The following is a 12,349-nucleotide window of genomic DNA, read 5'->3' as shown; positions in this document are numbered from 1 at the left end:
ATCCTCCCTCGGGAGCCGGATCCGGTGCGGTACGCCGACCTGCCGGTGCGGTATGCCGACGAGCTCGCGCGGACGGGGATGCGCAGCGCGGGCGTGTGGGGCGGCAACGACACGGCGTCGGTGGTGCACGTCGTGTACGGCGATCCGGGCCGGGCCCCGGTCCTGGCCCGGGCGATCCACGTCGTCCCGAAGCACTGGGTCTGGTACGACCGGCCGCGCAAGCGCACCAGGTGGCCGGTGACCGAGATGCCGCCGACGGACCTCTCCTGGTCGCGGGCCGACGTCGTCGCGCTGGCCGCGCCCGCCCGTCAGCGAGCGCCGTAGCGGGCGACGATCGTCTGAGCTGCCTCCACGACCACCCGCTCCTGCTCCTCGTCGGTGATCGACCAGGTGCCGTGCACGAGACGGGGCCAGAAGACCGACGATGCGATCATCCCGAGGAATTGCGCGGACGCCGCATCCGGATCGTCGATGTCGGCGAGCCCCGCCGCGTGGGCATCGCGGAGGTAGCACCCGAGCGCCGCGAGCACCGGCAGCGTGCCGAAGTCGAAGGTGCGCTCCCGCAGTTCCGGGAACCGGGGCGACTCGGCGATCACGGTCCGCATGAGCGCGGTCATCTCGGGGCGCGTCACGAGTTCCGCATAGGCCCGTCCGAGTGTCACGAGGCCGGCACGGAAGTCCTCCGCCGGCACGACGATCGACGCCGGATCCGATGCTGCCCCGGCAGCGAGCACGGTCGCCTCGAACAACGCCGCCTTGGTCGGGAACTGCTTGAACAGCGTGGCCTTGGAGACGCCCGCCTGCTCCGCGATGCGCGCCAATGAGGTGCGGTCGTATCCGCCCTCCAGGAACAGCTCGGTGGCAGCGGCCAGCACCGACTCGCGTTTCGCCGCGGCCATCTCGCGATGGTAGGAGGAGCTGCCGCGTGCCATGGCTTCAGTATCGCAGAATGGTGAGTCTCTTGACTCACCATCACCGGCGAACGTACCGTGGTACTTATGAGTCGCTCGACTCACCTCTCGCCGTCGTCGTCAGGAGTGCGCCATGTCCACCGTGATCGTCCACGCCACCATCACCCTCGACGGATTCCTCGCCGACCCGGACGGCGGGGTCGACTGGATGTTCGGCAGGCCCTCCGCCCCCGAGGACGACCTGGTCGTGCAGCGGGTCATGGGCAGGATCGGAGCCATCGTCGGGGGCGCGAACCGCTCGCAGACCATCGAGGACGACGAACAGCCCTACGGCGGCATGCTGAAGGTGCCGGTCTACCTCATGACCCACCGCGCGCATGCACCGATCGAGCGCGACGGCACCACCTACACCTTCGTCGTCGACGACATCGCCGAGGCCGTCGCGGCGGCCTCGGCATCCGCCGGCGACCGCTGGGTCAGCCTGCTCGGCGGCAGCATCTCGCGGCAGTGCCTGCAGCTCGGGCTCGTCGACGAGCTCCACCTCGACGTGGCGCCGGTGCTGCTCGGCGACGGCATCTCGCTCTTCGCGGGCCTCGGGCGGCGCATCGAGCTCGAACGCCTCGAGACCTCCGCGTACGCGAGCGAGACGCACCTGCGGTACCGGGTGCTGCGGTGACCTGCGCCGCCGGCCGGCGCGCGGGTCAGCCGCGGGAGTCCTTCGGATCCCTCAGAGCGGCCATGGCCTCGAGCAACGTGTCGTGGATGTAGGCGAGCTCGGGCGAGACCTCGCCCCATCCCTCGTCGGCGCTCTCGACCCCCCACTCGCCCTCAGCGTCCTGCGCGTCCCAGGCCGCTTCACCGTGCTGCCAGATCCACCACAGGTTCGCACTCGCATCCTGCACGCGGGCGAACTGCGTGCCGAAGAAGTCGGTCGGCTTCGTGACGAGGCGCGCGCCGCGCGCGAGCGCGCGCTCGAGCACCGCGTCGAGGTCGTCGACGTAGACCTGGAGCAGGCTCGGAGTGAACGGCCAGTCCGGCTTGCGCTCGGCGAGCATGACGGTCGTCGTGCCGACGCGGACCTCGGCCTGCAGGAGCAGCCCGTCCTCGTCGATGGTGCGGGCCTCGGCGCGCTCCTCGCCACCGAACACCTCGATCACGAACCGGGTCAGCTCGGCGGCGTCCGTCGTGATGATGAAGGGGTTGACGGTGGCATATCCCTCGGGGGCGGCGGGTGCAGACATCGTGTGCTCCTGTCCTGGTGGTGGATGCGATGTCCCCAGTGCATCATCCAGCCGGGTCACGGTATTGAAGGATTCCGCCAACCTCGTCCGGACAGCACCTGCGCCGGGGTCCGGCCGTGGAACGCGCGCAGCGAGCGGGTGAGATGGGCCTGATCCGCGAAGCCGCAACGGGCAGCGCATTCGACCGGCGGTACGCCCTGGAGCAACAGCGCGTACGCGTCCCGCGCCCGGGCCAGCTGCGCGATCTGCTTGCGCGTGAGCCCCGTCGCAGCCCGGACACGACGTTGCCGGTGCCGCTCCGAGTAGCCCGCGTCGTCGCCGGAGAGCATCCGCCGGACCTCGTCGTCGCCGCGCAGCACGTCGAACTCGAGCAGCCGATCTGTGAAGGCCTCGAGATCCCCGAACTCCGGGAACGGCAGGGCGTGCTGCGCGATGACGACCCGGCCCTCCTCGACGACGAGCTGCTGCTCCCCGCCGAGCAGCAGCTGCTTGCTCACGCCGGGCAGGACGACGTGCGCCTGCAACTGCACACCCCAGCTGTGCTCACCGATCGTCGAGCGGATCCAGCGGTGTCCGAGCGTCGGGCCCGACAGACCGGCGAGCAGCGATCCATCCGGCTCGCGCGCGAACCACAGATCCCAATACTCGACCGCCGCGACCAGGTAGCGCTCATCCTTCGTCGCACGCGCCTGCCACACGCACTCGATCACGGGCGATTCGGGATGCCGTTCCTCGTACACGCGTTCACCCATCGGTGCGCAGCTCACCCCGGGAGTCCGTCTTCGTAGCGGACGTGGTCGACGATGCATCCGCTGAGATCTGGCGCCGTCGGGCCGATGAACACGCTGCCGGCGACGGAACCGGTGAACGAGGCGACGCCCTCGAACTCGCAGTGCGCGAAGACGCAGCGCGTCGTCCACATCACGGCTCGGAGACTCGCGCCGGTGAACGTGCACCGTTCGAACCTCGCGCCGGACGCAACGGAGCGGGACAGCGTCGCACTGGAGAAGTCGCAGTCCTCGAACACGCCGCCCAGTCGAGCGCCCGCGAGCTTCGCCCCGACGAAGCTGCAGTCCACGAAGCGGCGCCTGACGAAGACGCCGCGCATGTCGATGCGGTCGAGGACGCACCCCTCCAGCTCCGATTCGGTGACCGAAGCCCCGTCGGCGAAGACGACATCCGACAGGTCGACACCCACCGCGCGGAGGTAGCGGATCGGGGTCGTCAGCCGCGCGCCGCGCACGTCGACCAGCCCCGCCTCCGTCGTCCCGAACGGCGACTCCGGGAACGATGCCCCGGGCCGCTGCGCGGCGAGAACGAGCTCGCGCTCGAACGCACTCGTGAGCTCGGGCGTCCAGCGCTCCCGCACCTGGCGCGTCGTCGGCTGCATCCGCTCAGTCGATCACACGTTGAAGCGGAACTCCACGACGTCGCCGTCCTGCATGACGTAGTCCTTGCCCTCCATGCGCGCCTTGCCGCGCGAGCGGGCCTCCGCGACCGAGCCGGCGTCGACGAGGTCGGCGAAGGAGATGACCTCCGCCTTGATGAAGCCGCGCTCGAAGTCGGTGTGGATGACTCCCGCCGCCTGCGGGGCCTTCCAGCCCTTGTGGATGGTCCAGGCGCGCGACTCCTTCGGCCCCGCGGTGAGGTAGGTCTGCAGGCCGAGGGTGTCGAAGCCGACGCGGGCGAGCTGGTCGAGGCCCGACTCCTCCTGGCCGGTCGAGGCGAGGAGCTCCGCGGCGTCCTCGGGGTCGAGGTCGATGAGCTCCGACTCGATCTTCGCGTCGAGGAACACCGCCTCCGCCGGGGCGACGAGCGCGGCGAGCTCGGCCTTGCGCGCGGCATCCGTCAGCACGCCCTCGTCGACGTTGAACACGTAGATGAAGGGCTTCGCGGTGAGCAGACCGAGCTCCTTGACCGGCTCGAGGTCGATCTTCGTCGCCGAGAGCGGAGTGCCGGCCTGCAGCGCCTCCTGCGCCTCCTTGGCCGCGGCGAGCACGGAGGGGTCGAGCTTCTTGCCCTTGACCTCCTTCTCGTAGCGGACGATGGCCCGCTCGAGCGTCTCGAGGTCGGCGAGGATCAGCTCGGTGTTGATCGTCTCCATGTCGGACTTCGGGTCGACCTTGCCGTCGACGTGCACGACGTCGCCGTCGGTGAAGCCGCGGACGACCTGCGCGATCGCATCGGCCTCGCGGATGTTCGCGAGGAACTTGTTGCCGAGGCCCTCGCCCTCGCTCGCGCCGCGCACGATGCCGGCGATGTCGACGAACGACACCGCGGCCGGCAGGATGCGCTCGGAGCCGAAGATGCCGGCGAGCGTCTCGAGCCTCGGGTCGGGCAGGTTCACCACGCCCACGTTGGGCTCGATCGTCGCGAACGGGTAGTTCGCCGCGAGCACCTGGTTCTTGGTGAGGGCGTTGAAGAGGGTGGACTTGCCGACGTTGGGCAGGCCGACGATGCCGATAGTGAGAGCCACGGGGCTCTATCGTACCGGTGCCGCGCGGTTCCGCCCGGTCGGCATCCGCCCGGGCCGCGCGAGGAGCCTGTCCGGCGTCAGCCGCCGAGGCGGGCGCGGAAGCAGCGGGTGCGGTACGGCACCTCGAGCTCGTCGCGACCGGCGAGGTCGGGATGCCTCGCGAAGAGGCGCTCGAGCCGGGCGATCGTGTCGCGCTGCGCGCCGGGGCTCGAGGTGATGAAGTACGAGCGGGAGCGGACGAGGTCGAGGAACCCCGCGCGACTCATCCGCGCGGTCCAGTCGACGGTGTGCTCCTCGATGGGGCCGAAGGGCGCGCCGATCCGCACGTACTGCTCGAAGCTCGCGCTCGCGTCGTGCCGCTCGTGCATGATCTCGCCCGCCTCCTTCAGCCAGCCGACGCTCGTGTCGCGGCTGTTCCAGACGAGCCCGAGCACGCCGCCGGGGCGCAGCACCCGGGCGATCTCCGGCACCGCGCGCGAGGGGATGAACCAGTGCCAGGCCTGCCCTGCGACGACGGCGTCGACCGAGCGGTCCTCGAGCGGGATGTCCTCCGCCGTGCCCAGGATGCGCGGGACGCCGGGCACCGCGACCTCGAGCTCCTCGAGCATCTCCTCGACGGGGTCGACGGCGATCACCTCGCGGTCGAGGGCGACGAGCGCCTGCGTGAGCTTGCCCGTGCCCGCGCCGAGGTCGAGCACCCGGGCGGCGTCGCCTATCAGCCAGGCGACCGCCTCGGCCGGGTAGCCGGGCCTCGCGGCCTGATAGACGGATGCCGCGTCGCCGAACGACCGCGCGTGCCGCTGCGTCTCGTCGTCCCCCGGATTCATGTCTCCCATTCCACGCCCGCGGCGAGGCATCCGTCAACCGTCGGGGGCCCGTGCGACGATGCCCGCATGCCAGTGGACTTCACCGCCATCGACTTCGAGACCGCGAACTCCTCTGGAGCCTCCGCCTGTTCGATCGGCATGGTGAAGGTGCGCGACGGCCGGGTCGTCGAGCGGGAGTACTGGCTGCTGCGCCCGCCGTTCCCGCACGACGAGTTCGCCGAGTGGAACGTGCGCATCCACGGCATCACCCCGGAGATGGTCGCCGAGGCGTCCGGCTGGGGCGATCGGCTCGCCGAGTTCCGCGAGTTCGCGGGCGCCGACTGGCTGGTCGCGCACAACGCCGGCTTCGACATGGGCGTGATCGAGAAGAGCTGCGCCGTGCTCGAGCTGCCGGTGCCCGACCACCGCTACCTCTGCAGCCTGCAGGTGGCGCGGAAGACGTACCACCTCGACTCCTACCGGCTCCCGGTCGCCGCGATGGCGGCGGGCTTCGAGGACTTCTCGCACCACAACGCGCTCGACGACGCCGAGGCGTGCGCGGCGATCGTCGCCCATGCGGCGAAGCGGCACGAGGCCGACGACCTGGAGCGGCTCGCGCACGTCACCGGCGTCCGCGTCGGCGCGCTCGGCGCGCGCGCGACGAAGGCCCGCGAGGCGGCGCACGGGCCGATGGCGCTGCAGTAGCGGCCGCAGGCCCGCCGGAAGCCGGGCTCGCCGGGCGCCTCGGCCGCGATGTCGGAGGCGGCTGCGACACTGTCGGCATGGAGATCCTGCTGCTCATCATCGGCCTCGTGGTCGGCGCCGCCCTCGGAGCCCTCGCCATGTGGGTCCTGGCGTCGCGACGCGCAGCGGGCTCCCCCGACGCCCCGCCCGTCGAAGACCCGGCGCTCGTCGCCGCGCGGCACGAGGCGCAGCTCGCCTCGCTGCAGGCCGAGCACGCCGCCGAGCAGGCGCGCCTCCTCGCAGACGAGCAGCGCGCCCAGGCCGAGCTCCGCGCCGAGCTCGCCGCGTTCGAGGCGACCGCCGACGGGCTCCGCGAGCAGATCCTCAGCGCGAAGGCGCAGTACCGCGAGATCGTCGAGCGCCACGAGCTCGAGCGGCGCGAGCGCGAGCAGCGCGAGGCCGGAGACAGCAAGGTGCTCCAAGCCCTCGCCCCGGTGAAGCAGACCCTCACCGAGATGCAGAGCAAGGTCACGGCGCTCGAGACCCAGCGCCACCAGCAGCACGGCGAGCTCAGCCAGCAGCTGAAGATCGCCGCCGAGAACGAGGAGCGGCTGCGCTCCACCGCCGAGTCGCTCGCCTCGGCGCTGCGCTCCAACAGCACCCGCGGCGTCTGGGGCGAGACGCAGCTCCGCAGCGTCGTCGAGGCCGCCGGCCTCATCGAACGGGTCGACTTCGACACCCAGCACTCGGTCACCACGGATGCCGGGGCCGGCCGCCCCGACATGGTCATCCACCTGCCCGGTGGCAAGCACATCGCCGTCGACGCGAAGGTGCCGTTCAACGCCTACCTCGAGGCGAGCCAGATCCCGGCGACCGCGACCGGCACCGACGCCGGCCGGCGCGAGAGCCTCATGAAGAACCATGTCAAGGCCGTGCGCGACCACATCACGGCCCTCGGCGGCAAGACGTACTGGGAGGGGCTCGGCGCCTCCCCCGAGATGGTGATCGCGTTCATCCCGAGCGAGTCGCTCATCTCCAGCGCCCTCGAGGCCGACCCCTCGCTCCTCGAGTTCGCGTTCTCGAAGCGCGTCGCGCTCGCGTCGCCCGTGACCCTCTGGTCGGTGCTGAAGACCGTCGCGTTCAGCTGGCAGCAGGACGTGCTCACGAAGGAGGCGAAGACCCTCTTCGATCTCAGCCGGGAGCTCTACGGCCGGCTCGCCACCACGGCCGGGCAGATCGAGAAGCTCGGCCGCACCATCGAGCGCACCGTCAAGGACTACAACACCTTCGTCGGCTCCCTCGAGTCGCGCGTGCTGCCGACGGCGCGCAAGCTCAAGGCGCTCGACGAGACGAAGGTGCTCGCCACGCTCGAGGGCATCGAGGAGAGCCCGCGCGAGCTCACGGCCTACGAGTTCACCACGGCGATCCCCGCCGAGCGAGACGACGCCGCGGTCGAGGCGGCAGACGCCGTCGCCGAGGCCGAGCTGCTCGAGCCGCACGCGGAGCGCGCGGCCGCACCCGCCGACGAGCTCGACGTCTTCGCCGACATCGACGCGGGCATCCGCGCCCGCCTCGGCGACGACGACTGAGCCGACGGCCCGCCGGCTCAGTCGCTGCTCGGCCGCTCAGCTGCGCAGCACGCTGAGCACGTTGTCGGAGGGGTCCCGGAACCAGCAGATGTCCGGCCCCATCCCGACGTCGCGCCCGTGCGCGATGCCCCGCTCGTCGGTGCCGTAGTCCTGCTCGCCCGAGTAGATCTTCGTCACCACCCCGGCCGCGTTCAGCGCGTCGACGGCCGCGTCGAGGTCGTCGACCTCGAAGTTCAGGATCGTGAACGGCGCGGGCGCATGGTCCGGCTTCCCGTAGACGAACACGCCCTGCCCCGACGGCAGCGCGAAGCGGAAGCCGCCCATCGACTCCTCGACATTCAGCCCCAGCACGTCACGGTAGAAGGCGAGCGCCGCCTCGACGTCCCGCACCGCGAAGCCGGGGAACGCGTCCCGAATCTCGATCATGGCATCCTCCTCGATCGGTCCAGGGCACAGCCTGGCACGCGAGGCGGGACGCGTCGAGGGGGTGGACGATCAGTCCTCGTCGAGCCACTTCGAGGCGAGGTGCTCGGCCTGGATGCGCCGCAGCGTGCCCGACTTCGAGCGCAGCACCACCGACTCGGTCGTGATGTAGTCGCCCTCGCGCTTCACACCCGCGACGAGCGCCCCGTCGGTGACCCCCGTCGCGACGAAGAAGGTGTTGTCGCCACGCACCATGTCCTCGAGCTCGAGCACCGCGTCGACGTCGAGGCCGGCCGCCGCCCCGCGGGCGCGCTCCTCCTCGTCCTTCGGCGCGAGCCGGCCCTGCATGAAGCCGCCGAGCGCCTTCACCGCACAGGCCGTCGTGATGCCCTCGGGGCTGCCGCCGATGCCGACACACATGTCGATGCGCGAGTCGTGGCGGGCCGCGTTGATGCCGCCCGCGACGTCGCCGTCGAGGATGAGCCGGGTCCCGGCGCCCGCGGCACGGATGTCGGCGATGAGCTGCTCGTGGCGCGGACGGTCGAGCACGGCGACGCGGATGTCGGCGACGTCCTTGCCGATCGCCGCGGCGTAGGCCCGGATGTTCTCGCCGATCGGCTTGCGGATGTCGACCACGCCGCGGCCCGCCGGGCCGGTGACGATCTTGTCCATGTAGAAGACGCTCGACGCGTCGAGCATCGTGCCCCGGTCGGAGACGGCGAGCACCGAGAGCGCGTGCGAACGGCCCGCGGCGGTCAGCGAGGTGCCGTCGATCGGGTCGACCGCGATGTCGCAGGCGGGGCCGTTGCCGGAGCCGACGCGCTCGCCGTTGAAGAGCATCGGCGCCTCGTCCTTCTCGCCCTCGCCGATCACGATGACTCCGTCGAAGTCGACCGTCGCGAGGAACGCCCGCATGGCGTCGACCGCGGCGCCGTCGGCCGCGTTCTTATCGCCCTTGCCGATCCACGGCACCGCCCGGATGGCCGCCGCCTCCGTCGCCCGCACGAGCTCCAGCGCCAGGTTGCGGTCGGGGTGGTGGAAGAGGCTGGCTTCGTTGCTCATGAGGGGGTCCTCCAGGACGCATCTGCGCCGCGGGTCGTCTCACGGCGCGCCGATCGGCGGTGTTCCCGCCGCTTCGAGCCTAACGATCCCCGGCGAGACGGGCCCGGGATTCGGCGTGCACGAGCGTGCAAATTCGCCCGTTCTTAACCAGCGGGCAAGTCGCGGTCCGAGCCGACGCGCACGTCGATGCGTCCGTCCCGGCCGGTGGCGGCCGACCACCAGGCGACCCGCACTCCCCCGGCGATCCGTGAGGCGCCCTCGAGCCGGACCCCGATCTCGCACGCCGTGACCGCTGCGACCACGACCTCGGCCGGGGCGCCGCAGAGCTCGTCGAGCGCGACCACCCGCTCCGGCGCCGTGCCCGGAGCGCCGAGCGCTCCGCGCACCCGCTCCGCCTCGCGGGCCGACTGCGGCGCGAACCGAGCCAGCATGGAACCGCCGAGCGCGCGGGCGGCCCCGGCGACGATGATCCCCTCCGGGGCTCCGCCGATGCCGAGGACGGCGTCGAGCGGCCCGTCCGAGGCATCCATCCCCGCCGCCGCGCCGCCGGTCTCGCCCGGGGCAGCCGCCGCGGCCGCAGCGGCCGCTGCCGTCACCGCGGTACCCGGTCCCCCGTGCAGCGCCCGCAGGCTCCGTTCGACCTCGCCGTGCTCGAAGCTCACGAGCCCGGCCCCGGCGTCCCGCACCGCCTCGGCGTGCGCACGGTTCCGCGGACGGTCCTGCACCGCGATGCGCACCTCCGACGCCGGGACGCCGCGCAGCTCGGCCGCACGCGCCACGAGCGCGGGAACGACCCGGTGCAGCTCGCCGGCCGGGGCATCCGCGATCCCGATCCCGGGCACCCAGGTGACGAGCTTGTCGAGGTAGTGGGCCGGCCCGATGTCGAGGAACGCGCCGCGCCGGCTCGCCGCGATCACCGCCATCGCCCCGGGCCGGCCCGCAGCGGCGAGCCGGGTGCCGTCGACGGGATCCACGGCGATGTCCACCGGAGCGGCGCCGCGCCCGAAGCGCTCACCGAGGTGGAGCATCGGCGCCTCGTCCTTCTCGCCCTCGCCGACGACGACGAGGCCGTCCACCGGGGCGGCGGCGAGCGTCCGGCGCATCGCGGCCACCGCCGCCCCGTCGAGCGCGTCCCCGTCACCGCCGCCGACGAGCGGGAGGCAGCCCGCCGCCGCGGCGACGGCGGCGGCCAGAAGCGGGTCCGTCAGCGGAGCGACATCGAACGAAACGATCACGCCATCATCCTGGCGGACGCCCGCGCAGCCCTGGGCGCGGCGCGCGAACTCGGTAGACTCGAGCCGATCCCGCTGTCGTCACGAAGGAGCTTCCATGCCCATCGCAACTCCCGAGCAGTACGCCGAGATGCTCGACACCGCCAAGGCCAAGGGCTTCGCGTTCCCGGCGTTCAACGTCTCGAGCTCGCAGACGCTGAACGCGGTGCTGCAGGGCCTCACCGAGGCGGGCTCCGACGGCATCATCCAGGTCACCACCGGCGGCGCCGACTACTTCGCCGGCCACACCGTGAAGGCCCGCGCCACCGGCGCGCTCGCGTTCGCGCGCTTCGCCCACGAGGTCGCGAAGTCGTACCCGATCACGGTCGCGCTGCACACCGACCACTGCCCGAAGCCGGCGCTCGCCGACTTCGTGTTCCCGCTGCTCGAGGCCTCCGAGGAGGCCGTGAAGGCCGGCGGCAACCCGATCTTCCAGTCGCACATGTGGGACGGTTCGGCCGTGCCGCTCGACGAGAACCTCGAGATCGCCAAGGAGATCCTGCCCCGCATGAAGGCGATCAACGCGATCCTCGAGGTCGAGATCGGCGTCGTCGGCGGCGAAGAGGACGGCGTGAAGCACGAGGGCTCCAACGAGGCGCTCTACACGACCCTCGAGGACGCGATCTCCACCGTCGAGGCGCTCGGCCTCGGCGAGCAGGGCCGGTACATGGCCGCCCTCACCTTCGGCAACGTGCACGGCGTCTACGCCCCCGGCAACGTGAAGCTCCGCCCGGCGCTCCTGAAGGAGATCCAGGACGGCCTCGCCGCGAAGTACGGCACCGGCCCGAAGCCGCTCGACCTCGTCTTCCACGGCGGCTCCGGCTCGACCGACGCCGAGATCGCCGAGGCCGTCGCGAACGGCGTCGTGAAGATGAACATCGACACCGACACGCAGTACGCGTTCACCCGTTCGATCGCCGGCTACATGTTCCAGAACTACGACGGCGTGCTGAAGGTCGACGGCGGCGTCGGCAACAAGAAGCAGTACGACCCGCGCGCCTGGGGCAAGGTCGCCGAGTCGGCCATGGCCGCGCGCGTCGGCGAGTCGACCCGCCAGCTCGGCTCGGCCGCTCAGTCGATCAGCGCCTAGGGCCGAGATGACGAACGACGAGGCCGCACGTCCCGACGCGTCGGAGCCGGGTCCCCCGACTCCCCCGCCGAGCGACGAGCGGCCTCGTCCGCGGTACGGCGAGTACGCCCCGCCGGGGTGGAGCTGGCAGCCGCCGGAGCAGGCCGATGCGGCCGCCCCCGCGGAGCCCGCGCGCGCCGAGCCCGCTCCGCCGCCCCAGCAGGCGGCGCCGGCGGATGCCCCGGCCGCACCCGCCAAGCGCGCTCCCGGCTGGGACCGCATCCTCACGATCGGCCTCCTCGCCTTCGGGGCGTTCGGTGCCTGGAACTCGGCGGCCTCGCTGCAGGAGATCCCGAGGCAGATGCAGCTGAGCTACGACATGATGGGCGTCGGCACCTTCACCCCGCCGGAATGGCTCCCGACGCTCTCCCTCATCGGCACGATCGTCCAGCTCGCGCTCTACGCGGTGGTGCTCGGCCTCTCGGTGCTGCGCCTGCGCGCGGGGCGTCTGGCGTTCTGGATCCCGCTCGCCGGCGGCGCGGCGTCGTTCATCGTGACGCTCGTCCTGCTGTCGATCGTCATGCTGAACGACCCGACGTACGTCGACTTCGTCACCGGCGTGACGTCCCCGTCGCCGACGCCGGCCCCGTAGCGCCGGGGCCGAGCACCCGCCGCGGAACCACCGAGCGCGGGGGGGGGGGGGGGGGGGGGGGGGGGGGGGGGGGGGGGGGGGGGGGGGGGGGGGGGGGGGGGGGGGGGGGGGGGGGGGGGGGGGGGGGGGGGGGGGGGGGGGGGGGGGGGGGGGGGGGGGGGGGGG

At 72.2% G+C, this 12,349-nt stretch carries 15 protein-coding genes; 6 read left to right on the top strand and 9 right to left on the bottom strand.

The window, feature by feature from the left end:
- Positions 1-24: 24 nt before the first annotated feature.
- The gene (locus ROT00_RS00075) at positions 25-324 is read left to right on the top strand and encodes a hypothetical protein (RefSeq protein ID WP_404771383.1); all 300 of its coding nucleotides are present in this window, start codon (positions 25-27) and stop codon (positions 322-324) included.
- Here ROT00_RS00075 and ROT00_RS00070 read toward each other — a convergent pair.
- Positions 309-899 (bottom strand): TetR/AcrR family transcriptional regulator, encoded by a 591-nt coding sequence (locus ROT00_RS00070; protein ID WP_404771382.1) that lies wholly within the window; start codon positions 897-899, stop codon positions 309-311. The genes ROT00_RS00075 and ROT00_RS00070 overlap by 16 nt on opposite strands.
- A 145-nt stretch (positions 900-1,044) precedes the next feature.
- Here ROT00_RS00070 and ROT00_RS00065 point away from each other — a divergent pair, with 145 nt between their 5' ends.
- On the top strand, positions 1,045-1,587 hold the full coding sequence (locus ROT00_RS00065; RefSeq protein WP_404771380.1) for a dihydrofolate reductase family protein: 543 nt from the start codon (positions 1,045-1,047) through the stop codon (positions 1,585-1,587).
- A gap of 25 nt (positions 1,588-1,612) precedes the next feature.
- On the opposite strand, the gene ROT00_RS00060 is transcribed toward ROT00_RS00065, so the two are convergent.
- From ROT00_RS00060 to ROT00_RS00040, 5 genes are all read right to left on the bottom strand, one after another.
- Positions 1,613-2,152 carry a VOC family protein gene (locus tag ROT00_RS00060; RefSeq protein ID WP_404771379.1) on the bottom strand — a complete coding sequence of 180 codons (540 nt, stop codon included), beginning with the start codon at positions 2,150-2,152 and terminating at the stop codon, positions 1,613-1,615.
- 56 nt (positions 2,153-2,208) lie between these two features.
- Positions 2,209-2,892, bottom strand: a complete 684-nt coding sequence (locus ROT00_RS00055) for an AraC family transcriptional regulator (RefSeq protein WP_404771377.1) — start codon at positions 2,890-2,892, stop codon at positions 2,209-2,211.
- 23 nt (positions 2,893-2,915) lie between these two features.
- Positions 2,916-3,542 (bottom strand): pentapeptide repeat-containing protein, encoded by a 627-nt coding sequence (locus tag ROT00_RS00050; protein WP_404771375.1) that lies wholly within the window; start codon positions 3,540-3,542, stop codon positions 2,916-2,918.
- Positions 3,543-3,554: 12 nt separating this feature from the next.
- The gene (ychF, locus tag ROT00_RS00045) at positions 3,555-4,628 is read right to left on the bottom strand and encodes a redox-regulated ATPase YchF (protein ID WP_404771374.1); all 1,074 of its coding nucleotides are present in this window, start codon (positions 4,626-4,628) and stop codon (positions 3,555-3,557) included.
- Between the two features lie 77 nt (positions 4,629-4,705).
- Positions 4,706-5,455: a class I SAM-dependent methyltransferase gene (locus ROT00_RS00040; RefSeq protein ID WP_404771372.1), complete on the bottom strand. Its 750-nt coding sequence runs from the start codon at positions 5,453-5,455 to the stop codon at positions 4,706-4,708.
- Between the two features lie 66 nt (positions 5,456-5,521).
- On the opposite strand from ROT00_RS00040, the gene ROT00_RS00035 reads away from it, so the two are divergent.
- On the top strand, positions 5,522-6,139 hold the full coding sequence (locus tag ROT00_RS00035) for a 3'-5' exonuclease (RefSeq protein WP_404771370.1): 618 nt from the start codon (positions 5,522-5,524) through the stop codon (positions 6,137-6,139).
- 77 nt (positions 6,140-6,216) lie between these two features.
- Positions 6,217-7,707: a DNA recombination protein RmuC gene (locus tag ROT00_RS00030; protein WP_404771369.1), complete on the top strand. Its 1,491-nt coding sequence runs from the start codon at positions 6,217-6,219 to the stop codon at positions 7,705-7,707.
- Positions 7,708-7,743: 36 nt separating this feature from the next.
- Here ROT00_RS00030 and ROT00_RS00025 read toward each other — a convergent pair whose 3' ends face one another.
- The 3 genes from ROT00_RS00025 to ROT00_RS00015 form a co-directional block, all read right to left on the bottom strand.
- Positions 7,744-8,133, bottom strand: coding sequence for a VOC family protein (locus ROT00_RS00025; RefSeq protein WP_404771367.1), 390 nt, complete (start codon positions 8,131-8,133; stop codon positions 7,744-7,746).
- A gap of 69 nt (positions 8,134-8,202) precedes the next feature.
- Positions 8,203-9,192, bottom strand: a complete 990-nt coding sequence (gene glpX, locus ROT00_RS00020) for a class II fructose-bisphosphatase (protein ID WP_404771365.1) — start codon at positions 9,190-9,192, stop codon at positions 8,203-8,205.
- 143 nt (positions 9,193-9,335) lie between these two features.
- Entirely contained in the window at positions 9,336-10,427 is a 1,092-nt protein-coding gene (locus tag ROT00_RS00015) for a fructose-bisphosphatase class II (protein ID WP_404771363.1), read from the bottom strand.
- A 94-nt stretch (positions 10,428-10,521) separates the two neighbouring features.
- Between ROT00_RS00015 and fbaA the strand changes: the two genes are divergently transcribed.
- Positions 10,522-11,553: a class II fructose-bisphosphate aldolase gene (gene fbaA / locus ROT00_RS00010; protein WP_404771362.1), complete on the top strand. Its 1,032-nt coding sequence runs from the start codon at positions 10,522-10,524 to the stop codon at positions 11,551-11,553.
- A 7-nt stretch (positions 11,554-11,560) separates the two neighbouring features.
- The gene (locus tag ROT00_RS00005) at positions 11,561-12,184 is read left to right on the top strand and encodes a DUF6264 family protein (protein WP_404771360.1); all 624 of its coding nucleotides are present in this window, start codon (positions 11,561-11,563) and stop codon (positions 12,182-12,184) included.
- Positions 12,185-12,349 lie beyond the last annotated feature (165 nt).

Source organism: Agromyces mediolanus, from assembly GCF_044917495.1.
GTDB lineage: Bacteria > Actinomycetota > Actinomycetes > Actinomycetales > Microbacteriaceae > Agromyces > Agromyces mediolanus_B.
The sequence above is the reverse complement of the archived record's forward strand: the minus strand, read 5'-3'. Positions and strand labels throughout refer to the sequence as shown.

What these genes read in the sequence shown, in the direction of transcription:
- ROT00_RS00070 (WP_404771382.1), bottom strand. Translation starts at nt 899, where the DNA reads ATGGCCGCGGCGAAACGCGAGTCGGTGCTGGCCGCTGCCACCGAGCTG.
- ROT00_RS00065 (WP_404771380.1), top strand. Translation starts at nt 1,045, where the DNA reads ATGTCCACCGTGATCGTCCACGCCACCATCACCCTCGACGGATTCCTC.
- ROT00_RS00060 (WP_404771379.1), bottom strand. Translation starts at nt 2,152, where the DNA reads ATGTCTGCACCCGCCGCCCCCGAGGGATATGCCACCGTCAACCCCTTC.
- ROT00_RS00050 (WP_404771375.1), bottom strand. Translation starts at nt 3,542, where the DNA reads ATGCAGCCGACGACGCGCCAGGTGCGGGAGCGCTGGACGCCCGAGCTC.
- ROT00_RS00040 (WP_404771372.1), bottom strand. Translation starts at nt 5,455, where the DNA reads ATGAATCCGGGGGACGACGAGACGCAGCGGCACGCGCGGTCGTTCGGC.
- ROT00_RS00035 (WP_404771370.1), top strand. Translation starts at nt 5,522, where the DNA reads ATGCCAGTGGACTTCACCGCCATCGACTTCGAGACCGCGAACTCCTCT.
- ROT00_RS00030 (WP_404771369.1), top strand. Translation starts at nt 6,217, where the DNA reads ATGGAGATCCTGCTGCTCATCATCGGCCTCGTGGTCGGCGCCGCCCTC.
- ROT00_RS00025 (WP_404771367.1), bottom strand. Translation starts at nt 8,133, where the DNA reads ATGATCGAGATTCGGGACGCGTTCCCCGGCTTCGCGGTGCGGGACGTC.
- glpX (WP_404771365.1), bottom strand. Translation starts at nt 9,192, where the DNA reads ATGAGCAACGAAGCCAGCCTCTTCCACCACCCCGACCGCAACCTGGCG.
- fbaA (WP_404771362.1), top strand. Translation starts at nt 10,522, where the DNA reads ATGCCCATCGCAACTCCCGAGCAGTACGCCGAGATGCTCGACACCGCC.
- ROT00_RS00005 (WP_404771360.1), top strand. Translation starts at nt 11,561, where the DNA reads ATGACGAACGACGAGGCCGCACGTCCCGACGCGTCGGAGCCGGGTCCC.